This window comes from Agrococcus sp. TF02-05, from assembly GCF_017565345.1.
Classification (GTDB): domain Bacteria; phylum Actinomycetota; class Actinomycetes; order Actinomycetales; family Microbacteriaceae; genus Agrococcus; species Agrococcus pavilionensis.
The window spans coordinates 65931-89607 of sequence record NZ_JAGEKO010000004.1; the positions used below are offsets into that span (position 1 = coordinate 65931).

26 protein-coding genes are annotated in these 23677 nt (G+C 72.5%); 6 read left to right on the forward strand and 20 right to left on the reverse strand.

Annotated features, from left to right (window positions below; genetic code table 11):
- Nucleotides 1–64 precede the first annotated feature (64 nt).
- The 4 genes from JQT67_RS04195 (at nt 65) to JQT67_RS04210 (ending at nt 4300) form a co-directional block, all read left to right on the forward strand.
- On the forward strand, nt 65–703 hold the full coding sequence (locus JQT67_RS04195; RefSeq protein WP_208063652.1) for a 3'-5' exonuclease: 639 nt from the start codon (nt 65–67) through the stop codon (nt 701–703).
- Between the two features lie 379 nt (nt 704–1082).
- The gene (locus tag JQT67_RS04200; RefSeq protein WP_208063951.1) at nt 1083–2369 is read left to right on the forward strand and encodes a glycine betaine/L-proline ABC transporter ATP-binding protein; all 1287 of its coding nucleotides are present in this window, start codon (nt 1083–1085) and stop codon (nt 2367–2369) included.
- Complete coding sequence (locus JQT67_RS04205) at nt 2359–3318, forward strand: proline/glycine betaine ABC transporter permease (RefSeq protein WP_208063653.1); 960 nt, start codon at nt 2359–2361, stop codon at nt 3316–3318. The genes JQT67_RS04200 and JQT67_RS04205 overlap by 11 nt, the downstream gene beginning before the upstream one ends.
- A 64-nt stretch (nt 3319–3382) precedes the next feature.
- A complete protein-coding gene (locus JQT67_RS04210) occupies nt 3383–4300 on the forward strand; it encodes a glycine betaine ABC transporter substrate-binding protein (RefSeq protein WP_208063654.1) in 918 nt (305 codons plus the stop codon).
- A gap of 119 nt (nt 4301–4419) precedes the next feature.
- On the opposite strand, the gene JQT67_RS04215 is transcribed toward JQT67_RS04210, so the two are convergent.
- The 17 genes from JQT67_RS04215 to JQT67_RS04295 form a co-directional block, all read right to left on the reverse strand.
- Nucleotides 4420–5487 (reverse strand): alpha/beta hydrolase, encoded by a 1068-nt coding sequence (locus JQT67_RS04215; RefSeq protein ID WP_208063655.1) that lies wholly within the window; start codon nt 5485–5487, stop codon nt 4420–4422.
- On the reverse strand, nt 5484–6113 hold the full coding sequence (locus JQT67_RS04220; protein WP_208063656.1) for a CoA transferase subunit B: 630 nt from the start codon (nt 6111–6113) through the stop codon (nt 5484–5486). Before JQT67_RS04220 ends, JQT67_RS04215 begins: the two co-directional genes overlap by 4 nt.
- A gap of 27 nt (nt 6114–6140) precedes the next feature.
- Complete coding sequence (locus JQT67_RS04225; protein ID WP_208063657.1) at nt 6141–6911, reverse strand: CoA transferase subunit A; 771 nt, start codon at nt 6909–6911, stop codon at nt 6141–6143.
- The gene (locus JQT67_RS04230) at nt 6911–7855 is read right to left on the reverse strand and encodes an alpha/beta fold hydrolase (protein ID WP_307864207.1); all 945 of its coding nucleotides are present in this window, start codon (nt 7853–7855) and stop codon (nt 6911–6913) included. Before JQT67_RS04230 ends, JQT67_RS04225 begins: the two co-directional genes overlap by 1 nt.
- Complete coding sequence (locus JQT67_RS04235) at nt 7852–8598, reverse strand: 3-hydroxybutyrate dehydrogenase (RefSeq protein WP_208063658.1); 747 nt, start codon at nt 8596–8598, stop codon at nt 7852–7854. The genes JQT67_RS04230 and JQT67_RS04235 overlap by 4 nt, the downstream gene beginning before the upstream one ends.
- On the reverse strand, nt 8595–9260 hold the full coding sequence (locus JQT67_RS04240; RefSeq protein WP_208063659.1) for a TetR/AcrR family transcriptional regulator: 666 nt from the start codon (nt 9258–9260) through the stop codon (nt 8595–8597). The genes JQT67_RS04235 and JQT67_RS04240 overlap by 4 nt, the downstream gene beginning before the upstream one ends.
- Nucleotides 9257–10768, reverse strand: a complete 1512-nt coding sequence (locus JQT67_RS04245; protein WP_208063660.1) for a class I adenylate-forming enzyme family protein — start codon at nt 10766–10768, stop codon at nt 9257–9259. Before JQT67_RS04245 ends, JQT67_RS04240 begins: the two co-directional genes overlap by 4 nt.
- Before the next feature lie 4 nt (nt 10769–10772).
- Nucleotides 10773–11882, reverse strand: coding sequence for a branched-chain amino acid ABC transporter permease (locus JQT67_RS04250; protein WP_307864208.1), 1110 nt, complete (start codon nt 11880–11882; stop codon nt 10773–10775).
- A 9-nt stretch (nt 11883–11891) separates the two neighbouring features.
- A complete protein-coding gene (locus JQT67_RS04255) occupies nt 11892–12770 on the reverse strand; it encodes a branched-chain amino acid ABC transporter permease (protein ID WP_026373956.1) in 879 nt (292 codons plus the stop codon).
- Complete coding sequence (locus JQT67_RS04260; protein ID WP_026373955.1) at nt 12767–13474, reverse strand: ABC transporter ATP-binding protein; 708 nt, start codon at nt 13472–13474, stop codon at nt 12767–12769. Before JQT67_RS04260 ends, JQT67_RS04255 begins: the two co-directional genes overlap by 4 nt.
- Nucleotides 13471–14226 carry an ABC transporter ATP-binding protein gene (locus JQT67_RS04265; protein WP_208063662.1) on the reverse strand — a complete coding sequence of 252 codons (756 nt, stop codon included), beginning with the start codon at nt 14224–14226 and terminating at the stop codon, nt 13471–13473. The genes JQT67_RS04260 and JQT67_RS04265 overlap by 4 nt, the downstream gene beginning before the upstream one ends.
- Nucleotides 14227–14239: 13 nt before the next feature.
- Entirely contained in the window at nt 14240–15451 is a 1212-nt protein-coding gene (locus tag JQT67_RS04270) for a substrate-binding domain-containing protein (RefSeq protein WP_208063663.1), read from the reverse strand.
- Nucleotides 15452–15688: 237 nt separating this feature from the next.
- Nucleotides 15689–16180: an SRPBCC domain-containing protein gene (locus tag JQT67_RS04275; RefSeq protein ID WP_208063664.1), complete on the reverse strand. Its 492-nt coding sequence runs from the start codon at nt 16178–16180 to the stop codon at nt 15689–15691.
- Nucleotides 16177–16533: a helix-turn-helix transcriptional regulator gene (locus JQT67_RS04280; RefSeq protein ID WP_208063953.1), complete on the reverse strand. Its 357-nt coding sequence runs from the start codon at nt 16531–16533 to the stop codon at nt 16177–16179. The genes JQT67_RS04275 and JQT67_RS04280 overlap by 4 nt, the downstream gene beginning before the upstream one ends.
- A gap of 69 nt (nt 16534–16602) precedes the next feature.
- Entirely contained in the window at nt 16603–17763 is a 1161-nt protein-coding gene (locus tag JQT67_RS04285) for a heparan-alpha-glucosaminide N-acetyltransferase domain-containing protein (protein ID WP_208063665.1), read from the reverse strand.
- 133 nt (nt 17764–17896) lie between these two features.
- Nucleotides 17897–18883 (reverse strand): class II fructose-bisphosphatase, encoded by a 987-nt coding sequence (glpX, locus tag JQT67_RS04290; protein WP_243755681.1) that lies wholly within the window; start codon nt 18881–18883, stop codon nt 17897–17899.
- A 106-nt stretch (nt 18884–18989) separates the two neighbouring features.
- Nucleotides 18990–19595, reverse strand: a complete 606-nt coding sequence (locus JQT67_RS04295) for a DAK2 domain-containing protein (protein ID WP_208063666.1) — start codon at nt 19593–19595, stop codon at nt 18990–18992.
- 117 nt (nt 19596–19712) lie between these two features.
- On the opposite strand from JQT67_RS04295, the gene fbaA reads away from it, so the two are divergent.
- Nucleotides 19713–20738 carry a class II fructose-bisphosphate aldolase gene (fbaA, locus tag JQT67_RS04300; protein WP_208063667.1) on the forward strand — a complete coding sequence of 342 codons (1026 nt, stop codon included), beginning with the start codon at nt 19713–19715 and terminating at the stop codon, nt 20736–20738.
- 59 nt (nt 20739–20797) lie between these two features.
- Here fbaA and JQT67_RS04305 read toward each other — a convergent pair whose 3' ends face one another.
- From JQT67_RS04305 to JQT67_RS04315, 3 genes are read right to left on the reverse strand one after another with little or no spacing between them, the layout of a single operon-like run.
- Complete coding sequence (locus JQT67_RS04305; protein WP_208063668.1) at nt 20798–20974, reverse strand: hypothetical protein; 177 nt, start codon at nt 20972–20974, stop codon at nt 20798–20800.
- A 4-nt stretch (nt 20975–20978) separates the two neighbouring features.
- A complete protein-coding gene (locus JQT67_RS04310; protein ID WP_021011051.1) occupies nt 20979–21290 on the reverse strand; it encodes a hypothetical protein in 312 nt (103 codons plus the stop codon).
- Nucleotides 21291–21334: 44 nt separating this feature from the next.
- Nucleotides 21335–22357: a 4-hydroxy-3-methylbut-2-enyl diphosphate reductase gene (locus tag JQT67_RS04315; protein WP_374222118.1), complete on the reverse strand. Its 1023-nt coding sequence runs from the start codon at nt 22355–22357 to the stop codon at nt 21335–21337.
- A gap of 83 nt (nt 22358–22440) precedes the next feature.
- Here JQT67_RS04315 and xseA point away from each other — a divergent pair, with 83 nt between their 5' ends.
- Nucleotides 22441–23664 carry an exodeoxyribonuclease VII large subunit gene (gene xseA, locus JQT67_RS04320; protein WP_208063669.1) on the forward strand — a complete coding sequence of 408 codons (1224 nt, stop codon included), beginning with the start codon at nt 22441–22443 and terminating at the stop codon, nt 23662–23664.
- Nucleotides 23665–23677: the final 13 nt, after the last annotated feature.

The following is a 23677-nucleotide window of genomic DNA, read 5'->3' on the forward strand; positions in this document are numbered from 1 at the left end:
GGCAGACCGGGGCGGATGCCGTGGGTCGCCCAGCGGTGTGGGCGCCGACTGGGAGACTGGTCACATGGCGCTCGACTTCACGGCAATCGACTTCGAGACCGCCAACGGCAGCGCCGCCTCCGCGTGCGCGGTCGGCCTCGTGAAGGTGCGGGACGGGCTCATCGTCGAGCGCTTCTCGACGCTCATCCGGCCGTCCTTCCCGCATGACGAGTTCTGGGAGTGGAACACGCGCATCCACGGCATCTACGCCCACCAGGTGCTGGATGCGCCCGATTGGGCGGAGGCCCAGCGGCTCATCCTCGAGTTCGGCGGCGACGACATCTACGTCGCGCACAACGCCGGCTTCGACAAGGGCGTCATGCGCGCGGCGGCGAAGGCCGCGCGGCTGCCGGTGCCCGACATGCGCTGGACCGACTCGCTGCGCATCGCCCGCAAGACGTTCGCGCTCGAGTCGTACCGGCTGCCGGTCGCGGCACTCGCCGCGGGCTTCGACGACTTCCGCCACCACGACGCCGGTGGCGACGCCGAGGCGTGCGCGGCGATCGTGATCGGCGCCGCGAAGCGCCACGAGCTCGACGACCTCGAGGCGCTCGTCAAGCGCTGCGTGTCGGCCGTGCACGAGATCGGCGAGCGGCACGAGGAGCTCGCCGAGCTCGAAGCCGCCCGGCGCGCGGCGCAGCGCGAGCGGCCGTGGTGGCAGTAGCTCGGCGGAGCCTGGCTATAACGAAACCATCACGTTTCCGCGGTGAGGATCCGTCGCGATCCGCGTGATTCCGCGGAATACGACGGAGGCGTCCCGTACCTCTCGTTCTGGGCTCGGGTAACGTCGACTGGCGGTGGCCACGGCAGGCCGCCTTCGCATTGGACGCGACCGTCGGCTCCCCCAGCTGTCGACGAGCGTATGGTGCCGCTTCGCAGACGACCTCCGTCGTCGATGGACGGCAGACGACACACCGCCGGCGCGGTGGCACCCGTCCTCGACTGAACGCCCTCGCGGCGTGGCAGGAGTGACCGTGACCGAACCGCAAGTGATCGCGCGCCCCGGGGGTGCCGATGAGACCCGTGGCGCCGACGACATCGCCGTGCGCGTCGAGCACCTCACGAAGGTGTTCGGCCGCCGCGCCCTCGAGGCCGCCGACCGCCTCGCCGCCGGCGCCTCCCGAGAGGACGTCGCCAAGCTCGGCACCGCCGCCGTCATCGACGCCTCCTTCGAGGTGCGGCGCGGCGAGATCTTCGTCGTGATGGGCCTCTCCGGCTCAGGCAAGTCGACGCTCATCCGGATGCTCAACGGCCTGCTCGACGCGACGCATGGCATCGTCGAGATCGACGGCGAGCGCGTCACGGGCATCGACGCGAAGCGGCTGCGCGCCGTGCGTCGCTCGCAGGTGTCGATGGTGTTCCAGCACTTCGCGCTCCTGCCCCACCGCACGGTGCTCGACAACGTCGCCTACGGGCTCGAGATCCAGGGCGTCGACCGAGAGCGCCGGCTCGAGCTCGCCCGCGACGTCGTCGGCAAGGTCGGACTCTCCGGCTGGGAGGAGCGGTTCCCGAGCGAGCTCTCCGGCGGCATGCAGCAGCGCGTCGGCATCGCCCGCGCGCTGTGCGCCGACACGCCCGTGCTGCTCATGGACGAGGCGTTCAGCGCGCTCGACCCGCTCATCCGCCGCGAGATGCAGGAGCAGCTCGTCGAGCTGCAGGCCGAGCTCGGCAAGACGATCGTCTTCATCACCCACGACCTCAACGAGGCGATGTTCCTCGGCGACCGCATCGCCGTCATGCGCGACGGCCGCATCGTGCAGATCGGCAGCCCCGAGGAGATCCTCACCGACCCCGCGAACGACTACGTCGCGCAGTTCGTGCAGGACGTCGACCGCACCCGCGTGCTCACCGCGGCGAGCGTGATGGAGCCGCCCGCCGCATCCGTGCCCGTCACCGTCGGACCGCGCGGCGCGCTGCGCGCGATGCGCGACGTGCAGAGCTCGACGCTGCTCGTCACGGGCCCCGGCCGCACCGTGCTCGGCGCCGTGCGCGACCGCGACGTGCTGCGCGCCGTGCAGCGCGGGCACCGCGAGCTGCGCCCGCTCGTCGACGCCGACGTGCACCGCGTCTCGCCCGACACGAGCCTCGCCGAGCTGCCCGAGCTCGCCGTCACGAGCGGCCTGCCGATCGCGGTCGTCGACGGCGGCGATCGCCTGCTCGGCGTCATCCCCCGCGTGATGCTGCTCGCCGCGCTCGGCAACGTGCCGACCGAGACCTCAGAGATGGCGATCGTCGACCTGCCGCCGGCGCTCGACCCCGCGATCGTCGCGCAGACGCTCGACGCCGCGACCGCTCGCTTCGACTCCCAGGAGGTCTCCGATGCTCGATGACATCCGCCTGCCGCTCGGCGACTGGGTCGAGACCGGCGTCGACTGGATCACCGACAACCTCGCCGTGCTCTTCGACGTCATCCGCTCGATCGTCGGCGGCATCTTCGACGTCGTCGAGATGGCCTTCACCGAGCCGCCCGCGATCGTCATGATCGTGGTGCTCGCCCTGGTCGCGCTCCTCGTGCGCGGCGTGCGGATGGGCCTCGGCACGGTGCTCGGGCTCGTCGTGATCGCGCTCGTCGACCAGTGGGACAACGCGATGGCGACGCTCGCGCTCACGGTCGTCGCGGCGCTGCTCGCGCTCCTGCTCGCGATCCCGCTCGGGATCTGGGCGGCGCGCTCCGACACCGTGTCGGCGATCGTGCGCCCGGTGCTCGACTTCCTCCAGACCATGCCCGCGTTCGTCTACCTCATCCCGGCGATCCTCCTGTTCGGCATCGGCGTCGTGCCCGGCATCATCGCGACGATCGCGTTCGCGATGGCGCCCGGCGTGCGCTTGACCGAGCTCGGCATCCGTGGCGTCAACCGCGAGATCGTCGAGGCGGGCGCCGCCTTCGGCGCCTCCCCCGGCCGCATCCTGCGGCAGATCCAGCTGCCGCTCGCGCTCCCGACGATCATGACGGGCGTCAACCAGATCATCATGCTGTCGCTCTCGATGGTCGTCATCGCCGGGATGGTCGGCGCGGGCGGGCTCGGGCAGGACATCGTGCAGGCGCTGCAGCGCATCGACGTGGGCTTCGGCTTCGAGGCCGGGCTCTCGGTCGTGATCCTCGCGATCGTGCTCGACCGCGTGACGAACGCGCTCGGCAGCCTGCAGGCGCACAGCCCCGTCGCGAAGCTGCGCTCGCGGCGGCGGAGCGCCGCGGCCGCCGCGGCGAGCGCGCCCTCGCCGCACGACGTCGCCGCGGTGGCGAGCGTCGAGACGGCACCGGCCGGCAGCGGCCGCTGAGACTTCGGCGGCCGCTCCGGCGGCCGCCGACGGACGGAAGATACGGAACGAGAGAGGACACAGCATGCACAAGCGATTCATCCGCGCGACGGCCGTCGCTGCCGTCGGAGCGCTGGCCCTGGCCGGCTGCTCATCGAGCGGCTCCGAGGCGGAGGCGCCCGAGGGCGACGCCGCGTCGACGAGCGACCAGACCGACCTGACCATCGGCGTCTTCAACGGCTGGCCCGAGGGCGAGGCCGTCTCCTACCTGTGGGAGGCGATCCTCGAGGAGCAGGGCTACGACGTCGAGCTCGAGTACGCCGACGCCGGCCCCGTCTTCGCGGGCGTCGCGGGCGGCGACTACGACGTCACGCTCGACGGCTGGCTGCCGATGACGCACGCCGACTACATGACCGAGTTCGGCGACGACCTCGTCGACCTCGGCGCGTGGAACGAGGACGCCGTGCTGACCCTCGCGGTCAACGAGGATGCGCCCATCACGTCGATCGAGGAGCTCGCCGACAACGCGGACGCGTTCGGCAACCGCATCGTCGGCATCGAGCCGGGCGCGGGCCTCACGGGCGCGACGCAGGACAGCGTTATCCCGACCTACGGCCTCGAGGGCATGGAGTTCGTGACGTCGTCGACGCCCGCGATGCTCGCCGAGCTGAGCGGCGCGATCGACGCCGGCGAGAACATCGTCGTGACGCTGTGGCGCCCCCACTGGGCCTACGACGAGTTCCCCATCCGCGACCTCGAGGATCCGGAGGGCACGCTCGGCGACGCCGAGGGGATCCACTCGATCGCCCGCACGGGCTTCGAGGAGGACTTCCCGCAGCTGACCGCGTGGCTGCAGGCCTTCGAGATGGACTCGGAGCTGCTCTTCTCGCTCGAGAACGCGATGTTCAACAGCGACGCGTCGCAGAGCGACTACCCCGAGGTCGTCGCGACCTGGATCTCGGAGAACCAGGAGTACGTCGACTCGCTCACCGCGACCGAGTAGCCGAGCGAGCGATCGAGGCCCCGCATCCGGGTGACGGATGCGGGGCCTTCGTCGTGCGCGGCGGGCTTCGACACGCTGTGCGCCTGCGGCGCGCAGCGGCTCAGCCGGCGGGAGGCGACTCAGCCGGCGGAGGGGCCGTCGTTCGCCTCGATGTGGCGCAAGAAGGCCTCGCGGAAGCGCTCCGGCTCCTCGATGTGGGGCGAGTGGCCCGCAGTCTCGAACACGATCTCCTCGTAGGCGCCGCCCGCGGCGGCGTACTCGTCGAGCACCCGCCGCGTCTGCGACACCATCGGCTGCGGCGGTGCCGCCTCCTCGCCGGGCCAGCCGGGCACGACGCCATGCTTGCCGAGCGTGTTGAAGTCGAAGAACGACTCGTCCGAGACGATCGCATCATGCGCGCCCCGCACCCAGAGGATCGCGGGCTTCCGCTCGACCCCCACGATGCCGGTGAGGTCGAGGTGGGCGGCCGACATCGTGTTGAGGATGCCGCGCGTGCCTGGCGCGAAGCCCGGCCACGACTCCGACGGCGCCCCGTCGCCCGGCTGGTTGTCGGGCCCCGTCTTCGTCGAGAGCATCGACTCGACCCAGAGGTCCTCGTGCTCGTCGCTGAAGCCCGGCGCGACGTAGCTCGAGCGGAAGACGCTCCGCGGGCTCGTCGGCGCCTCGTCGCTCGCGTCGCCCGCCGCGAGCCGCGCGATGAAGTCGGGGTTCGCTCCCCCGCCGCCCGTGCCCGCCGCATCCGGCGTGCAGAGCGAGCCGTCGAGCCGCGTGCCGAAGCCGTGCGGCGGCACGGGCGCCATGAGCGTCACCGAGCGGATGAGGTCGGGCCTATCGAGCATGAGCTGCATGACGACGCCGCCGCCCATCGACCAGCCGAGCAGGTGCGCGTCGGCGAGGCCGAGCGCATCGAGGACCGAGGCGACGTCGTCGGCGAAGTCGCGGAGGCCCCGCGTCGCGTCGACCGGCAGCGTCTCGCTGTCGCCGTAGCCGCGCAGGTCGATCGCGATCGACGGCCGCGGCAGCGCGAGCATGAGCGGCTGGAAGAAGAGCGACGACGACACGTTGCCGTGGATGAGCACGACGGGTCGCCGGCCCTCGGCGCCTGCGACGTCGCGGCGGAGGACGGATGCGGTGAGCCGCTCCGTGCGGACGCTCGACTGCTCGATCCCCGCGAGGATCGTCGTCACGCGAGGATCTCCGGCTCGGTCTTCTCGCGCAGCTCCTCGAGCGTCACGCCGGGGGCGAGCTCGACGAGCCGCAGCCCCTCCGGCGTGACGTCGAGCACGGCGAGGTCGGTGATGATGCGGTCGACGACGCCCTTGCCCGTGAGCGGCAGCGAGCACGCGTTCAGGATCTTCGCGGAGCCGTCCTTCGCGGTGTGCTCCATGAGCACGATGACCTTCGCCGCGCCGTGCACGAGGTCCATCGCGCCGCCGGGGCCTTTTACCATCTTGCCGGGGATCATCCAGTTGGCGATGTCGCCCGAGGCCGACACCTGCATCGCGCCGAGGATCGCGGCGTCGATCTTGCCGCCGCGGATCATCGCGAACGACGTCGCCGAGTCGAAGAACGACGTGCCCGGCAGCGTCGTCACGGTCTCCTTGCCGGCGTTGATGAGGTCGGGGTCGACCTGGTCCTCGGTCGGGTACGGGCCGACGCCCAGGATGCCGTTCTCGCTCTGCAGCACGACGGTCACGTCGTCGGGCACGTAGTTCGGCACGAGCGTCGGCAGCCCGATGCCGAGGTTGACGTACATGCCGTCCTCGAGCTCCTTCGCTGCGCGAGCGGCCATCTCGTTGCGGGTCAGTGCCATGGCTGGTCTCCTCAGTCCTCTCGCGCGTCAGTCTTCGCGCACCGTGCGGCGCTCGATGCGCTTCTCGATGTCGGTGCCCACCTCGACGATGCGGTGCACGAACACACCCGGCAGGTGCACCGCATCCGGATCGATCTCGCCCGGCTCGACGAGCTCCTCCACCTGCGCGATGCAGATGCGCCCCGCCATCGCCGCGGGCGGCGAGAACTGGCGGGCGGCCTTGTTGAAGACGAGGTTGCCGTGCCGGTCGCCGCGGAGCGCGTGCACGAGCGAGAAGTCGGTCGTGATGGCCTCCTCGAGCACGAACTCCTTCGGCTCGCCGTTCACGTCGAACGTCGCGGTCGGCTTGGGGGCGGATGCCTTGGCGACCGTGCCGTCGGGGTTGTACAGCTGCGGGAGTCCACCCTCCTGCACCTGCGTGCCGACGCCCGTGCGGGTGTAGAACGCCGCGATGCCGGAGCCGCCCGCGCGGAGCTTCTCGGCGAGCGTGCCCTGCGGCGTGAGCTCGAGCTCGAGCTCGCCGGTGAGGTAGCGGCGCTCGAACTCCTTGTTCTCGCCGACGTAGGAGGAGGTCATCTTGTCGATCTGGCCGTTGCGGAGCAGCAGCCCGAGGCCCCAGTCGTCGACGCCGCAGTTGTTCGAGACCACCTTGAGGTGCTTGACGCCCCGCTCCTCGATCGCGCCGATGAGCGCCATCGGGTTGCCGGAGAGGCCGAAGCCGCCGACCGCGAGGGTCGCCCCGTCCCGGATGTCGGCGACAGCCTCCGCCGCCGAGCCGTAGGTCTTGTCGATCGCCATCAGCGTGCCCCTTCCGTGCGGGATCCCTGCCCCGCTGCCTGCAGGCGCGCGACGACGGCCGCGACCGCGTCGACGCCCGAGCCCATCAGGATCGTGTAGTGATTGGTGTCCTCGACGTCGTCGACCTCGAGTCCGGGCAGCCGCGACCGCCATGTCGCGAGCCACTCGTCATCGTAGAGGCCCGGCGACTCGTCGAACAGGCCGCGCGGGCTCCGCAGCAGCGCGATCGGCACCTCGAGCGCCTCGAGCGCCTCGGTGTAGCCGCCGCGCCCGTCGAGCTCGACGAGGTTCGCGACCACCGCGTCGGGGTTCGCCGAGGGGCGGAGCGCGGAGCCCTCCGACTCCTCCCGCTGGTCGGGCACGAGGTCGTAGTCGACGTACTCCTCGATCGCCGGGCTCCAATAGGGCCCGAAGGCCGGGTGCTGCCGCCAGAAATCGCGGTAGGCGGCGGTGTCGGGGAACGTCATCCGCAGCCGCTCGATCGCCGGCCCCAGCACGTCCTCGGGGCTGAGGTCCGAGCCCTCGGGCGCGGGGCGCAGCGGCAGTCCGCCGTCGACGAGCACGAGCGAGGCGACGAGCTCGGGGTGCGCGCTCGCGAGCCGGGTGGCGACGTAGGCGCCCATCGAGTGGCCGACGACGACGGCGCGCGAGAATCCCGCCGCGCGCATCGCCGCGGCGACGTCGTCGGCGTGCTGCACCATGCCGAAGGGCGCGGGCAGCGCACGCGAGCCGCCGCGACCGCGCAGGTCGACGGCGAGCACGGGCGCGCTCAGGCGCTCGGCGAGCGGCGAGAAGGAGCGGTGGTTCGCCGTGATCCCGTGGATGGCGACGACGGGCGTGCCCGGCGCATCCGCCCGCCACACGGTCGCGGCGAGCTCGCCGCCGTCGACGGCGACGCGCAGCGGCCGCTCTGCCGAGGTGGGGGCATCCGTCGCGGTCGTCACCGGGCGCTCCAGCCGCCATCCATGACGTACGAGGTGCCCGTGACCATGCCCGCGTGCGGCCCCGCGAGCCAGGTCGCGAGCGACGCGACCTCCTCGGGCTCGACGAGCCGCTTGACGGCGGCCTCGGTGAGCATGACCTTCTCGAGCACATCGGACTCGGGGATGCCGTGCGTCTTCGCCTGGTCGGCGATCTGCGCCTCGACGAGCGCGGTGCGCACGTAGCCGGGGTTGATGCAGTTCGAGGTGACGCCGTGCGGGGCCCCCTCGAGCGCCGTGACCTTCGAGAGCCCCTCGAGCCCGTGCTTCGCGGCGACGTAGGCGGACTTGAAGGCGGATGCGCGGATGCCGTGCACGCTCGAGAGGTTGAGGATGCGGCCGAAGCCGCGCTCGTACATCCCCGGGAGCGCCGCGCGGATGAGCAGGAACGGCGCCTCGAGCATGAGCGTGTGGATGCGGCGCCACATCTCCGGCTCGTACTCGTGGATGGGCGCGACGCGCTGGATGCCCGCGTTGTTCACGAGGATGTCGGCCTCGAGCGAGAGCGACTCGAGCGAGCCGACGTCGAGGAGGTCGACCTCCCACGACTCGCCGCCGAGCTCGCTCGCGAGCGCCGAGGCGGCGGCCGCGTCGCGGTCGGCGATGACCACGTGCGCGCCCTCCGCGGCGAACGAGCGGGCGATCGCGGCGCCGATGCCCGCGGCGCCGCCCGTGATGACGGCCCTGCGGCCGGAGAGCGTGCTCATGAGTCCTCCTGGGTTCGAGCCGCGGTGGCGGCAGCGGTCATCCTCGACGGGGCGGTGCCGAGCGCGCGCTGCACGAAGGCCACCATCTCGTCGAACACATCGTCGGGCACGGGCGTCGCGCCGGTGCCGTAGGCGCCGTCGTCGCCCGTCGGCCACAGCACGTAGCGCATCCCGATCATCTCGCCGACGCCCATGAGCGCCCACGCGGCGACCTCGGGGTCGACGTCGCCGATCTCGCCGGCGGCGCGGGCGCGCTCGAGGCCCTCGCGGTAGCCCTCGACGATGCGCTCGTAGTGCGCGCGCATCGCGCCGGGCGAGACGAACTCCGCCTCCCGCACGACGCGGTAGAGCGCGGGGTGCTCGGCCGTGAACGCGAAGAACTCGCGGAAGCCCTCGCGCTCGGCCTCGGCGCGGTTCGAGCCGCGCGCGGCGCCGTCGCTCATCGCCTTGCGCACGCGCCGGTTGAGGTCGTCGACGAGCTGCTCGAAGAGGTCGAGCTTCGACTCGAAGTACAGGTAGAAGGTGCCCTGTGCGACGCTCGCGCGCTCGGTGATGCGCGCGATCGACGCGGCCTGGTAGCCCTGCTCGGCGAAGACGCCCTCGGCCGCCGCGAGCAGCTTCGCCTTCGTCTGCTCGCCGCGCTTCGTCCTCGGCTGGTTCACGACGCCGCTCCCTGCTGCTCGAGCGAAGCGGTGAGCGCGCGGCGGAGCGGCTTGCCCGTGCTCGTGCGCGGGATGCCGTCGACGACGACGAAGCGCTTCGGGTGCTTGAAGTCGGCGATGCGGCCGTCGAGGTGCGCGCGCAGCTCGGCCTCGGTCGCCTCGCCGCCCAGCACGAGCCACGCGACGACCTCCTCGCCCCAGCGCTCGCTCGGCACACCGGCGACGGCCGCCTCGGCGACCGCGGGGTGCTCCAGCAGCGCGAGCTCGACCTCGATGGGCGCGATCGACTCGGCGCCCGAGCGCACGATGTCCTTCATGCGGTCGACGACCCGGATGCGTCCGGCCGCGTCGCGCTCGACGAGGTCGCCGGTGCGCAGCCACGACCCGAAGCGCGCGTCGGCGGTCGCCTCGGGGTCGCGGAAGTAGCCCTGGAACACGGCGGGTCCGCGCACGAGCAGCTCCCCGCGACCGGGGGCGTGGTGTACGCGGCCGTCGACGAGCAGCGCGACGTCGACGTGGGGGTAGGGGCGGCCGGCGGTGCCGTCGTCGCTCTCGTCGCGCGCGAGCGACACGTTGGGCGCCGCCTCGGTGAGCCCGTAGCCCTGCCGCACGGGCACGCCCTGGCGGCGCAGCAGCTCGGTCGTGCGCGGGTCGAGCATGCCGCCGCCGACGATCGTGGTCGTGAGGCTCGAGAGGTCGCGCGCGAGGAAGTCGGGGTGCTGCACGAGCGCGCGGTAGGTCGTCGGCACGCCCATGGTTGCGGTCACGCGGTGCCGCTCGATGAGCGCGAGCGCGCGGCCGGCGTCGAAGGTGCGCTCGAGCACGACGCGCGCCCCCACCCACCACGCGAGCAGCGGCTGGATGTTCCAGCCCGCGACGTGGTGCTGCGGCAGCACCTGCAGCACGACGTCGTCGGGGGTCATGGGCGTCGCGCGCGAGAGCGAGAGGTTGCTCCACGCGCAGTTCGCGTGGCTCAGCACGACCGCCTTCGGGGCGCTCGTCGTGCCGGAGGTGAAGAGCATGAGCAGGCCGTCGTCGTCGACCGGGGCTCCGTGCCCGAGGTGCACCGACGCATCCGGCACCGCCGTCTCGACGCCCGCGGCGCCGAGCGCCGTCGTGGGGATGCGGTGCCCGGTCAGGCGCTCGAGCGCCGCCTCGGCGACGGGCCGGTGGTCGTCCTCGACGAGCAGGAGCGAGGGGTCGGCGATGCGCAGCTGCTCGGCGAGCTCGCCCGCCGTGAGCCGCCACGAGAGCGGCACGAGCATCGCGCCCGCCTTCGCGCACGCGAACAGCAGCACGACCTGGTCGGCGGTCGACCCCGTCACGGTCGCGATACGCGCACCGCGGCCGTGGCCCGCCTCACCGAGCGCGTGCGCGAGCGCGGTCGCGCGCGCCTCGAGCTCGCCGTACGAGACCGCGACGCCGCGGTCGACGATCGCCGGCCGGGCCGGGTCGATCGCGGCGCGGTCGGTGGTCCAGCGGCCGAGCGTCAGCGCATCGGGTGCCATCGTCCTAGGCTTCCATGTCCTGGAGCGCCTTGGGCTCCGCGACGTCGCGCTTGCTGCCGCGGCGCTGCGTCACGCGGTGCGCGAGCCCGACGATGCCGCCGGGCGCGAACATCACGACGAGCACGAAGAGCATGCCGAGGATGAACAGCGGCTCCGAGAGCGGGATGCGCAGCACGTCGGGCAGCCCCTGGATCCAGTCGGCCGAGGCGAGCGCCGCGAGGCGCTGGTCGAGGAGCGTGTACACGATGCCGCCGACGATCGCGCCCCAGCGGTAGCCGACGCCGCCGAGCACGACGATGACGAGCAGCGTGAGCGTGAAGTCGCTCGTCGAGATGCGCGGCGTCGCGCTCGACTGCAGCAGCATGAAGCCGATGCCGGCGACCGCGGCGAGCACCGCGGCGCCCGCGAAGAGGAAGAGCCGCACGAAGTAGGGGCGCAGGCCCAGCACCGTCACGCGCAGCTCGTTCTCGCGCGCCGCCGCGACGACGTGACCCAGCCGCGAGCGCTCGATCCACACGCACGCGAGGTAGACGAGCACGAGGATCGCGAGCGCGAGCCAGTAGAGGTTGCGCGTGTTCACGACGCCGACGAGGACGTCGGGCACGACGTCGACCGGCAGCCGCACGCCCTCCTCGCCGCCCGTGAGGCCGCCGACGTTGCGGCGGATCATGACGTTCATCGCCTGGGCGACCGCGAGCGTCACCATCGCGAACGAGATCCCGGAGACGCGCAGCGCGAGCGCCCCGACGAGGTTGCCGAGCACGAGCGCGATGACGAGCGTGAGCACGATCGCGACGAGGAAGACCGCCTCGGCCGGCATGCCGCTCGGCGCGAGCAGCTTGAGGATGATCCCGAGCCCGTAGGCGCCGGCGGCGAAGAACATCGCGTGGCCGAACGAGAGCAGCCCCGCGACGCCGAAGATGAGGTGGTAGCTGAGGGCGAGCGCGGCGATGAGCATCGCGTAGGCGAGCACCGTGAGGGTGCCGGGCGTGTAGGTCGGGCCCGGGAGGATGCCCGGGATGTCGATCGCGAGCAGCGGCAGCATCGCGGCGACGCCGACGATGACGGCCCCGACGACGAGCTTGCCCCAGACGGAGGTGAAGAAGGTGCGCACGCTCATCTCCTAGTGCTTGACCTTGCCCATGAGGCCGGTCGGTCGGACGAGCAGCACCGCGGCGAGCGCGAGCACGATGGCGAGGTCGCCGGTGCCGCCGAGGTAGAAGTTCGCGAACTGCTGGATGACGGCGACGAGCACGGATGCGATGGCCGCGCCCGTGAGGGAGCCGAGGCCGCCGATGACGGTGACGATGAACGCGTAGATGAGCAGGCTCGTGCCCTGGTGCGCGCCGACCTGGCCGTAGTACACCGAGGCGAGCACGCCGCCGAGGCCGGCCGCGGCACCGCCGATCGCGAAGACGATCGTGAACGCGCGGCGCACGTCGATGCCGAGCGCGGTCACCATCGTGCGGTTCTCGACGCCCGCGCGGATGACGAGGCCGTAGCTCGTCCTCTGCAGGAAGAGCACGATGAGGCCGAGCACGACGACCGCCGTGGCGATGAGCAGCCAGCGGTCGTTCGGGATGTTGGCGCCGAGCACGTCCGTCGTGCCGCCGAGCCACTCGGGCAGGCGGATCTGGATGGGGTCGGTGCCCCAGATGCCCTCGAAGAGCGCGACGGAGGCGAGGCCGAGCCCGACCGTGACGAGCACCTGCTCGATGTGGCGGTTGTAGAGCGGCCGGATGAAGATCAGCTCGGTGAGCGCCGCGACGACCGCGCCGACGACGAGGCCGACGAGCATGCCCGTCAGGAGGCCCGCCCAGCTGCCGTCGCCGATGCGACGCCCGACCTCCCAGCCGAGGAAGCCGGCGAGGGTGAGGAAGGAGCCGTGCGCGAAGTTCAGCACGCCCATGAGGCCGTAGATGAGCGAGAGGCCGCTCGCGACGAGGAAGTAGAGGGCGCCGAGGCCGATGCCGGTGATGAGCAGGAGCAGGACGGTGCTCACGCTGCCTCCTCGTCGGTCGAGACGCCGAGGTGCCGGTGCACGAGGTCGGAGTCGAGGAAGTCGGCGGCCGGGCCCGTGTGGACCACGCGGCCGCCGGAGAGGACGATGACCGTGTGCGCGAGCGCGCGCACGACCTGCAGGTTCTGCTCGACGAGCAGCATGGGCGTGCGCTCGGCCGCGGCCTCGAGGGCCTTCGTGACGGTGCCGACGATGAGGGGCGCGAGGCCCTTCGTCGGCTCGTCGACGAGCAGCAGCCGGTTGTCGTTCATGAGCGCGCGCGAGAGCGAGACCATCTGCTGCTGGCCGCCCGAGAGGGTGCCGGCCTGCTGCTTCGCGCGCTCGATGAGCTCGGGGAAGAGCTCGGCGACGATGCCGCGGTTCGGGGCGCCGCCGCGCTCGGCGAGCCGCAGGTTCTCCTCGACCGTGAGGCCGCCGAAGACCTCGCGGTCCTCGGGCACGTAGGCGATGCCGCGCTGCACGATGCGGTGCGTCATGAGCCGGTCGATGCGCTCGCCGGCGAACGTCACCTCCCCCGAGCGCTCGTAGAGGCCGAGCAGCGCCTTGATCGTCGACGACTTGCCGACGCCGTTGCGGCCGAGCAGCGCGGTGACGCCGTGCTCGGCGACCTCGAAGGAGGCGCCCTCGACGACCTGCTGGCCGGCGATCCGCGCGTCGAGGCCGCGGACGGTCAGGATGGCGGTCACACGGTCTCCCCGAGGTAGGCCTGCTGAACTTGCGGGTTGGCCATGACGGCCTTGGGCGTGTCGATCGCGAGCAGCTCGCCGTGGTGCATGACCGCGACGCGGTCGACGAGGCCGAGCAGCACCTCCATGTGGTGCTCGACCATGAGCACGGTGCGGCCCGAGGCGTGGAGGCGGCGGATGACCTCGACGAGGCCCGCGACGTCGCCGGAGCCGACGCCGGCCATGGGCTCGTCGAGCAGCACGACCTCCGGCTCGGTCGCGATGAGCATCGCGATCTCGAGCTTGCGCTTGTCGCCGTGCGAGAGGACGCCTGCCTTCGTGCCGATGTGGTGGACGAGGCCCACCTCCTCGAGGCAGCGCCGGGCGACGCCCGCCGCCTCGTCGCCCTCGCGGGGGAACCTCCAGGGGCTCGTCGCTCCCCCGAGCTTCGACTGCGCCGCGAGGCGCACGTTCTCGCCCGCCGTGAGGCCGGCGAAGACGCTCGAGGTCTGGAACGTGCGGCCGAGACCGACCCGCGCCCGCTGGTGCACCTTGTGACCGGTGACGTCGTTCCCTGCGAGGCGGACGGTGCCGCTCGTGGGGATCATGACGCCCGAGATGATGTTGAACAGCGTGGTCTTGCCAGCGCCGTTGGGGCCGATGACCCCGACCATCTCGCCGGTGCCGACCTGCATCGTGACGTCGTGCAGGATGCGCGCGCCGCCGATCTGCAGGCCGACGGCGTCCAGCTGGAGCGCGGGTCGGTCGAACATCAGTGCGTCACCCTCACTCGCCCGCGACCGGCGGCGCGACGGCCTCGGCGTCGGCGACCTCGATGAGCTCCGGCACCCACGTGCCGGCCTCGTCGACGAGCCGCACCTGGAACATCGGCTGGATGAGCGCGTGGTCCTCGGCGCGGATGGTGAGCTCGCCCTTGACCGACTCGAAGGTCCAGCCCTCGAGCGCCTCGATCATCGCGGCGGTGTCGCCCTTGCCCTCGGCGATCGCGTGCACGAGCATCTGCGCGCCCACGAAGCCGTCGACGGTGAAGAGGTCGGCCTCCTGGCCCTCGGCCTCGAGGAACGCATCCATCGCCTGCGCCGCCTCGGTGTCGGTCGCCTGCGGGAAGTAGTGGTTGAGGAACTGGATGTCGCCCGAGCCCGGGCCGTAGGCCTGGTACGAGGCGCGGTCGGCGAGGCCCGTGACGACGGTCGTCGAGGCGAGCACCTGCTGCTGCGCGAGCGCCTCCCACATCGCACCGGTCGTCGCGCCGGCCCACGCCACGAAGACGAGGTCGGGCGAGGCCGCCGAGATCTGCTGCGCGAATGGGGTGAACTCCGTCGCGTCCTCGGCGACGAGGATGGGCGTGACGTTCGCGCCCTCCGCGCCGAGCACGGCCTCGACCGAGGCGACGTTGCCCTGGCCGAACGCGTTGTCCTGCGCGAAGACGACGATGTTCGAGCCCTCGACGCTGTCGAGGAAGGTCGCGGCAGTCGCGACGTCCTGCAGCGTCTGGCGGCCCGAGCGGAACGTCTGCTCGTTGATGCCCGTGATGGCGTCGGCGGCGGCCGGGCCCGAGAGGAAGAGCACGTCGTTCTGCGCCGCCTGCTCGGCGACCGCGAGGGCGACGCCCGAGGCGGCCGAACCGCCGAGCACTTGGAAGCCCTGGCCGATGAGGTCCTTGGCCTGCGTGACGGCCGTGTCGGGGTTGCCCTGGTCGTCGACCCACTCGATCGTGAGCTCGACGCCGTCGATCTCGCCGGTGCCGTCGGTCGCGTAGTCGAGGCCCGCCTCGAAGCCCTGCTGGTAGGCGGCGCCGTACGCCGCGAGCGGGCCGGTGATCGAGGTGATCATGCCGACGTTGACGGCGACGGTCTCCTCCGCGCCCTCGGAGCCGGCGGTGGAGGGCGAGGTGGTCGACGCGGTCGGCGCGCACGCCGTGAGCGCGAGCGCGGCGAGGGCGACGCCCACGCCGGCGAACTTCGTTGTCCTGCGCATGAGTTGCCTTTCGAGCGGTGCGAGCCCCGTCAGGGCGCTGCTCGACTGGCGAGACAGCACTCCCTCGTGCGGCTTCACGGTTCCAAACCTGACAGGTGGTTCAGGTTTCAGGTTCGAGCATGCAAGAGGCGTGCGCGCATGTCAAACCGGTGCCGCTTCCGTGACCGGATCGTGATGCTCGCGGCGCGCGAGAGCGGGCGGCGACCGGCTCTCGCCGGCGCCGCCCGCAGCCCGCCGTCAGCGCGCCGCGAGGCTCGCGAAGTACGGGTCGAGGCGGTCGAAGCCCGCCTCGATCCCATAGGCCATGCCGCTCGCGTAGGCGCCGTCGCGGTGCTCCTTCGACGCGTACGTGATCACGGTCCGCATCGTCGTCACGCCGTCGGCCTCCGCGAAGGTGACGACGTTGTGCGTCGGCGGCAGGTCCATGCCGCCCATCGCCGAGCCGCCCATCCGCTCGGTCGAGACGAGCCGGCGGGGCTCGTCGGCCTCGAGCACCTCGCCGGCGATCTCGAGCTCGCCCTCGGCGTCGACCCACACCCAGCGGAACGAGCCGCCGGTGCGCATGTCCATCTCGCACACGGGGAACTCGGTGTCGGGGTCGGGGCCGAGGAGCCACGTGCGGACGACCTCGGGATCGGTGTAGGCCCGCCAGACCTCGGCGGCCGGGGCGCGGAAGTCGCGCTCGTAGGCGATCGACGTGTCGTCGGGCATCGTGAATCGGGTCTTCATGGTCTCTCCTCATCGGTTCCCGACTGGAGGTGCGCCTCGAGGCGGTCGAGTCGGGCGTCGACCTGGACCTCGAACTGCGAGACGAAGACGGCAGCGCGGATGAGCGGCGCGAGCTCGATGATGCGGTGGATGCGCTGCGCGTCGCGCTCGGGCCGGACGAGGCCGGCCTCCTCGAGCACCTTGCAGTGCTTCGAGACGGCCGGCTGGCTGAGCCCGGCGAGCGCGGTGAGCTCGGTGACGGTCGCGGGCCCCGACCGCAGCCGCAGCAGGATGCGGCGGCGCGTGCGGTCGGAGAGCGCGGCGAAGATGCGGTCGAGCTGCTCGTCGTCGAGTCGCTGCGCTCGCATCTTCATCACCACCCAGTTCTATAACCATCTGGCAATGTACGACGACGCGGATGGCGTGTCAAGGGGCGGATGCGCTCACTCGGCCCGGGCGGGCGCGGTCGGCTCGCGCGGGCCCGCGGCGCGCGTCGCAGCCGCGCCGACGAGCCGCTCGAGCGGCCCGCGGGCGCGCGAGGCGACGAGGATCGCCCCGATCGCGATCGCGACGGCGAGCTGCGCGGCCCACGCTCCCCACCCCGTCGAGAGCTCAGGGGCGGCGAGCGCGAGCGTCGAGAGCAGCACGACGTGCACGACGTAGATCGTGAGCGGCGCCGCGCCCGCCGCGCGGAGCGGCTCGAGCACGCGCAGCGCGCGCGGCGGCAGCGACGCGGCGAGCAGCCCGAGGAGGGCGATCGCGACGAGCCCGATGCCGACCGTGCGCGCCATGTCGGTGGGCGTGCCCGAGTGCGGCGCGGCGACGAGCTGCCACGCGGGCTCGGTGCCCTGCGCGGCGCCATAGGCGTTCATGAGGATCGAGTCGCGCATCGCCTCGGCGGGCTGCTCGAGCACCGCCTCGGCGACGAGCCGCACGCCGAGCTCGCTCGCCGCGACGGCCGCGGCGATGAGCGCCGCACCGGCCACGCCGGCGGTGGCGAGCGCCCGCCGCTCCCGGCCGCGCGCACGGGCCGCGAGCAGCGCGCGAGCGAGGAGCATCCCGACGAGCAGGTACGCGAGCCACGTCACGACCGGGTAGACGCCCGTGAGCACGACGTCGACCGCAGCGCCGAGCAGCGCGTCACCCGGCCCCGCCGGATCGTCGAGCGCGGCGGGCAAGCGGTCGCGCGCGATCGCCGCGAGCGAGCCGCCTGCCGCCCACAGCACCGCCGCGAGCGCGGCGAGCGCCCACGACGGCAGCGCCAGCAGCAGGCCCGCGAGCGCGATCGAGACGCCGAAGGGCACGAGCACGACGAAGACCGCGGTCGCGAGCGGCGCGATGACGATGCCGAGCACGGCGACGACCGCGCCCCGCGCGAGGGTCGACCGCATCGCGCCCCGGCGCTCCCCTGCCGCGAGCCGCTGCCGCGCGGCGAGCACGACGCTCACGCCGCCGAGCACCGCGAAGAGCGTCGAGGGCGGTCCGTCGACGAGCGCGACGACGCCCGGCGCCGGGTCGTCCCACAGCACCGTGTGCGCCGCCATCATCCCCGCGACGGCCGCGAGCCGCGCGAGGTCGATGCCCACGAGTCGCGTGCCGGCCACGGCACCATCGTGCCGCACCCGCCTCGCCGAGCCCACTGCATCCGCCCTGTTCCAGCACGGCGGCGATGCCGGGGCGAGTCGCTCGGCGTCCGCCCTCGCCTCAGCGCCCGCAGGCGCTCAGGCAATCAGGCGATCAGGCCTTCGACTCGAGCCACTTGTCGCTGCGGTGCTCGGCGATGACGCGGCGCGCGGTGCCGGTCTTCGAGCGCAGCACGAGCGACTCGGTGCGGATGAGCGGCCCCTTGCGGCGCACCCCGTCGAGCAGCTGCCCGTCGGTGACGCCGGTCGCGACGAAGTAGGTGTTGTCGCTCGCGACGAGGTCGTTGAGCCCCAGCACGCGGCCGAGGTCGTGTCCCGCCGCGACGACCTTGCGGTGCTCCTCGTCGCTCTGCGGCGCGAGGCGGCCCTCCATGAAGCCGCCGAGCGCCTTGATCGCGCACGCGGTGATGACGCCCTCGGGCGTGCCTCCCGCGCCGACGCACATGTCGATGCGGGTCTCCCAGCGCGCGGCGTTGATGCCGCCCGCGACGTCGCCGTCGCGCATGAGGCGCGTACCGGCGCCCGCCGAGCGGATCTCGTCGATGAGCTGCGCGTGCCGCGGCCGGTCGAGGATCGCGACGACCATCTCGCCGACGTCCTTGCCCTTCGCGCGCGCGAGCTCGCGGAGGTTGTCGCCGATCGACTGCTCGAGCGAGATGACGCCGTGCGCCTCGGGGCCGGCGACGAGCTTGTCCATGTAGAAGGCGTCGACCGGGTCGTACATCGTGCCGCGATCGGCGACCGCGATGACGCTCAGCGCGTTCTGGCGCCCGGCCGCCGTGAGCGACGTGCCGTCGATGGGGTCGACGGCGATGTCGCACGAGGGGCCGCGGCCGTTGCCGACGTGCTCGCCGTTGAAGAGCATCGGCGCCTCGTCCTTCTCGCCCTCGCCGATCACGACCACGCCGTCGAACGCGACGGTCGCGAGGAACGTGCGCATCGCGTTGACCGCGGCGCCGTCGGCGGCGTTCTTGTCGCCGCGCCCGATCCACGGCACCGCGCGGATCGCCGCTGCCTCGGTGGCTCGCACGAGCTCCATCGCCAGGTTGCGGTCTGGGTGCTCGAAGACCGGTGCCGTCATCGAATCGGAGCTGGTCGCCACGGTGTCCTCCATCGGTTGGCCTTGCCCTCGAGCCTAGTGATGCGGATGCCTGGGCCAGGCCATGCGGGCGCGGCGCGACTGCGCGTCACGCGTCGGCGTCGTCGCTCAGCTCGGCGATCGTCGCGGCGAGCGCCCCGAGGATGACGGCCGACGAGGTCGCGCCGGGGTCGGGGTAGCCGATGTCGGGGTTGGATGCGTCGAAGCGCGCCTCGAGCGCGGCCGTCTCGAGCGCGGCCTCCTCGGCGATGTCGGCGGCGCGCGCCGCGGCGACCGTCACGGTCTCGCCGCGCACGAGGTGGTCGCGCGCGTCGTCGAGCGCGGGCACGAGCGTGTCGACGACCGACTTGTCGCCGACGTTCGCGTCGGTCATCCCGTGGAGCGCTGAGAGCGCCGCGTCGATCATGGCGACCGGACCCTGCCGCTCGACGGAGGCGGCGGCGCCCAGCACCGTGCCCCACAGCGGGTTCGAGAAGCCCGCGCCCGTGCGCCACGCCTCGGCGGCGGCCGAGAGCGCCGAGCCCGCGGGGGCCCCGACGGCGGCGTCGCGCGCGGCGGTCGCGCCCGACACCATGTGCTGGCCGTGGTTGCCGTCGCTCGCGACCGCGTCGAGCCCGTCGAGGTCGTCGCTCGCCTCCTCGAGCGCCGCGACGATGCGGTCGAGCGCCGCGCGGACGATGTCGTCGTGCTGCATGCTGACCCTCCTCGAGCCGCGGGGCTCACCCCGGCGGTTGCCTGAAGCCTAGACTGAGACCGATCCCGCGATGCCGCGCCGAGCGGCTCGCGCCACAGACGAGTCAGGAGTCGCACGATGCCCGTCGCAACGCCCGAGCAGTACGCCGAGATGCTCGACAAGGCGAAGTCGAACGCCTTCGCCTACCCCGCCATCAACGTCTCGTCGTCCTCGACGATCAACGCGGTGCTGCAGGGGCTCGCCGAGGCCGGCTCCGACGGCATCATCCAGGTCACGACGGGCGGCGCCGACTACTTCGCCGGCCAGAGCGTCAAGAACCGCGCGGGTGGCGCGATCGCGTTCGCGCGCTTCGTCACCGAGGTCGCGAAGGCCTACCCGATCACGGTCGCGCTCCACACCGACCACTGCCCGAAGGACGCGCTCGACGGCTTCGTCATGCCGCTGCTCGAGGCGAGCGAGGAGGAGGTGCGGGCCGGTCGTGCGCCGCTCTTCCAGTCCCACATGTGGGACGGCTCGGCCGTGCCGCTCGAGGAGAACCTCGAGATCGCGAAGCAGCTGCTCCCCCGCACGCACGCGCTCGGCCAGGTGCTCGAGGTCGAGATCGGCGTCGTCGGCGGCGAGGAGGACGGCGTCAGCCACGAGATCAACGACCAGCTGTACACGACGCTCGACGACGCGATCGCGACGGTCGAGGCGCTCGGCCTCGGCGAGCAGGGCCGCTACATGGCGGCGCTCACGTTCGGCAACGTGCACGGCGTCTACAAGCCGGGCAACGTCAAGCTGCGCCCCGAGCTGCTCGGGCAGATCCAGCAGGGCCTCGCCGAGAAGTACGGCACGGATGCGAAGCCGCTCGACCTCGTCTTCCACGGCGGCTCCGGCTCGAGCGACGAGGAGATCGCCGAGGCGGTGCGCAACGGCGTCGTCAAGATGAACATCGACACCGACACGCAGTACGCGTACACGCGCTCGATCGCGCACAGCATGTTCGCGAACTACGACGGCGTGCTCAAGGTCGACGGCGACGTCGGCAACAAGAAGGTCTACGACCCCCGCTCGTGGGGCAAGGCCGCGGAGTCGGCGATGGCGCAGCGCGTCGTCGAGGCGACGCAGCAGCTCGGCTCGGCCGGCTGGTCGAGCAAGTAGGCAGTCGTGCGAAGGGCCCCGCCGCGGCGGGGCCCTTCGTCGTCGCATCGAGCGTCCTGCTACATCCCTGCGCTGCCGCGCAGCTGGTTGCGCAGGCCCGTGTCGGTGCCCGGCTGCTGGTCGCGCGAATCCTCCGCGCCCGCCGGCCCCGGCTCGTCGTACGTGCGCACGCCCGAGCCCGTCAGCCCTTGCCAGAACCGCGTGAGCCGTGCCATGAAGCCTCGTCGCTCCGCCATGGTCCTACTCCCAATCTCCCGCGTCGATGATGCTGTCCGTGCCCTCCGGGAGGGTCGTGTCGTCGACGCCGTTGTCGTCGGTGTCGACACCGGCCTGCGTGCCGCCGTGCTCGTCGGGGATGTCGGCGGGGTCGTCGCCCTCCCACTCCTCGTCGCGCGACTCGGCGCCCTCCGGGGCGTCGTCGTCGCCGATCTCGTCGAGCTCGTCGGTGGCGAGCACGCGGTCGTCGTCCGCCGGGTCGCCCATCGACTCGTCGAAGTCCTCGCCGTCAGCCATCTGCTCGGCCCACTGGTCGTCCTGCTGCACGTCTGCCATGCGGCGAGCGTATCCACGCATGCTGGACGACGCCAGGAAGCCGGTCAGCGGCGACGGCTCGGCCGCAGCTCCTTCGGGAGCGAGAAGATGAGGTCCTCCTCGGCGGTGCGCACCTCGGTGACGTCGCCGAAGCCCGCGTCCTCGAGCTCCATGAGCACCTCGCGCACGAGCCCCTCCGGCACGCTCGCGCCGCTCGTGACGCCGATCGTGCGCACGCCCTCGAGCCACTCCTGCTGGATCTCGGTCGAGAAGTCGACGCGGTGCGCCGCCTTCGCGCCGTGCTCGAGCGCGACCTCGACGAGCCGCACCGAGTTGGAGGAGTTGGCGCTGCCGACGACGATCACGAGGTCGGCCTCTGGCGCGATCTTCTTGACCGCGACCTGGCGGTTCTGCGTCGCGTAGCAGATGTCGTCGCTCGGCGGGTCCTGCAGGTTGGGGAAGCGCGCGCGCAGCCGCCGCACCGTCTCCATCGTCTCGTCGACCGAGAGCGTCGTCTGGCTCAGCCACACGAGCTTGTCGGGGTTCCGCACCTGCACGGTGTCGGCCTCGTCGGGGTTGTTGACGATCGTCACCCGGTCGGGCGCGTGGCCCGCGGTGCCCTCGACCTCCTCGTGGCCCTCGTGGCCGACGAGCAGGATCTCGAAGTCGTCGCGGCTGAACCGCACGGCCTCGCGGTGCACCTTCGTCACGAGCGGGCACGTCGCGTCGATCGCCGAGAGCCCGCGGTCCTCGGCGGCCTGCACGACGGCGGGGCTCACCCCGTGCGCGCTGAAGATGACCCGCGCGCCCTCGGGCACCGCATCCACCTCGTCGACGAAGATCGCGCCCTCGGCCTCGAGCGCCGAGACGACGTGCTTGTTGTGCACGATCTCCTTGCGCACGTAGATGGGCTCGTCGTACTGCTCGAGCGCCTTCTCGACGGCGAGCACCGCGCGGTCGACGCCGGCGCAGTAGCCGCGCGGCGTCGCGAGCAGGATGCGCTTGGGCTCGTCGGTCGGGACGGCCTGCAGGCGACCCCGACGGAGCACCGGACGCGGGGCGTCGAGGGGCACTCTGCCGTTCGTGATGGTCACCGGGCCAGTCTACGATGCCGACCTATGGGCTGCCCCGGTCCTCCGGTTCTCCGCGGGGCGGCCGCGAGAGGAGCGGGATGGCCGAGCGGATCACGGGCACGCCGGACGAGCCCTGGAGCGTCGACCGGCTCGGCGCCGAGCTCAAGGGCTACATCGGCCGGCTCGGCCACCTGTGGGTCGAGGGCGAGATCACGCAGTGGTCTGCCTCGCGCGGCAACGTCTTCGGCAAGCTCAAGGACGTCTCGGGCGACTCGACCGTCGCGTTCAACGTGTGGAGCTCGACGCTCGCGCGGATCGAGGGCGACTTCGGCCAGGGCGACCGCGTCGTGCTGCTCGTCAAGCCTGACTTCTGGCCGCGCGCCGGCACGCTCTCGATGATCACCCAGCAGATCCGCCACGTCGGGCTCGGCGACCTGCTCGCGCGGCTCGAGGCGCTGCGCCGCTCGCTCGCGGCCGAGGGGCTCTTCGACGCGTCGCGCAAGCGCCCGCTCCCCTTCCTCCCCGGGCGCATCGGCCTCATCACCGGCCGCGACTCCGACGCCGAGAAGGACGTGCTGCGCAACGCCCAGCTGCGCTGGCCCGGCGTCGAGTTCCGCGTCGAGCACGCCGCGGTGCAGGGCGATGCGACCGTGCCGACCGTGCTCGCCGCGCTCGAGCGGCTCGAGGCCGACCCCGACGTCGACGTCATCATCATCGCCCGCGGCGGCGGCGACTTCCAGAACCTGCTGGGCTTCAGCGACGAGCGGCTCGTGCGCGCCGTCGCGGCGGCGACGACGCCGATCGTCTCCGCGATCGGCCACGAGGCCGACCGGCCGCTCCTCGACGACGTCGCCGACCTGCGCGCATCGACGCCGACGGACGCGGCGAAGCGCGTCGTGCCGGACGTCGCCGAGGAGCTCGCCCGCATCGCGCAGGCACGCGCGCAGCTGCGGCAGCGCGTCACCCAGCTCGTCGCGCGGGAGGCGGAGCGGCTCGAGGCCGTGCGCTCGCGCCCGGCGCTCGCGCGCCCCGAGTCGATCGTCGACGCGCGCGAGGAGGACCTCGCGCGGCTCACGGCGCGCTCGGACGAGCTCGCCGCGCGCCTCGTCGACGTCGCGCACCAGCGGCTCGACCACCTGAAGCAGACGCTCCGGGCGCTCAGCCCGCAGGCGACGCTCGATCGCGGCTACGCGGTCGTGCAGACGGCATCGGGTTCGGTCGCGCGCGACGCGGTCGAGCTCGGCGCGGGCGACGCGCTGCTCGTGACGCTCGCGCGCGGCACGCTCGACGCGGAGGTGCGCGCCGCCCACGCCGAGGCGTGAGCGGCGCTGGCCC

What these genes read in the sequence shown, in the direction of transcription:
- JQT67_RS04305 (WP_208063668.1), bottom strand. Translation starts at nt 20,974, where the DNA reads ATGGCGGAGCGACGAGGCTTCATGGCACGGCTCACGCGGTTCTGGCAA.
- JQT67_RS04220 (WP_208063656.1), bottom strand. Translation starts at nt 6,113, where the DNA reads ATGGCACTGACCCGCAACGAGATGGCCGCTCGCGCAGCGAAGGAGCTC.
- JQT67_RS04270 (WP_208063663.1), bottom strand. Translation starts at nt 15,451, where the DNA reads ATGCGCAGGACAACGAAGTTCGCCGGCGTGGGCGTCGCCCTCGCCGCG.
- JQT67_RS04195 (WP_208063652.1), top strand. Translation starts at nt 65, where the DNA reads ATGGCGCTCGACTTCACGGCAATCGACTTCGAGACCGCCAACGGCAGC.
- JQT67_RS04205 (WP_208063653.1), top strand. Translation starts at nt 2,359, where the DNA reads ATGCTCGATGACATCCGCCTGCCGCTCGGCGACTGGGTCGAGACCGGC.
- JQT67_RS04225 (WP_208063657.1), bottom strand. Translation starts at nt 6,911, where the DNA reads ATGGCGATCGACAAGACCTACGGCTCGGCGGCGGAGGCTGTCGCCGAC.
- JQT67_RS04295 (WP_208063666.1), bottom strand. Translation starts at nt 19,595, where the DNA reads ATGCAGCACGACGACATCGTCCGCGCGGCGCTCGACCGCATCGTCGCG.
- JQT67_RS04280 (WP_208063953.1), bottom strand. Translation starts at nt 16,533, where the DNA reads ATGAAGATGCGAGCGCAGCGACTCGACGACGAGCAGCTCGACCGCATC.
- JQT67_RS04235 (WP_208063658.1), bottom strand. Translation starts at nt 8,598, where the DNA reads ATGAGCACGCTCTCCGGCCGCAGGGCCGTCATCACGGGCGGCGCCGCG.
- xseA (WP_208063669.1), top strand. Translation starts at nt 22,441, where the DNA reads ATGGCCGAGCGGATCACGGGCACGCCGGACGAGCCCTGGAGCGTCGAC.
- JQT67_RS04275 (WP_208063664.1), bottom strand. Translation starts at nt 16,180, where the DNA reads ATGAAGACCCGATTCACGATGCCCGACGACACGTCGATCGCCTACGAG.
- JQT67_RS04265 (WP_208063662.1), bottom strand. Translation starts at nt 14,226, where the DNA reads ATGTTCGACCGACCCGCGCTCCAGCTGGACGCCGTCGGCCTGCAGATC.
- JQT67_RS04310 (WP_021011051.1), bottom strand. Translation starts at nt 21,290, where the DNA reads ATGGCAGACGTGCAGCAGGACGACCAGTGGGCCGAGCAGATGGCTGAC.
- glpX (WP_243755681.1), bottom strand. Translation starts at nt 18,883, where the DNA reads ATGACGGCACCGGTCTTCGAGCACCCAGACCGCAACCTGGCGATGGAG.
- JQT67_RS04210 (WP_208063654.1), top strand. Translation starts at nt 3,383, where the DNA reads ATGCACAAGCGATTCATCCGCGCGACGGCCGTCGCTGCCGTCGGAGCG.
- JQT67_RS04245 (WP_208063660.1), bottom strand. Translation starts at nt 10,768, where the DNA reads ATGGCACCCGATGCGCTGACGCTCGGCCGCTGGACCACCGACCGCGCC.
- fbaA (WP_208063667.1), top strand. Translation starts at nt 19,713, where the DNA reads ATGCCCGTCGCAACGCCCGAGCAGTACGCCGAGATGCTCGACAAGGCG.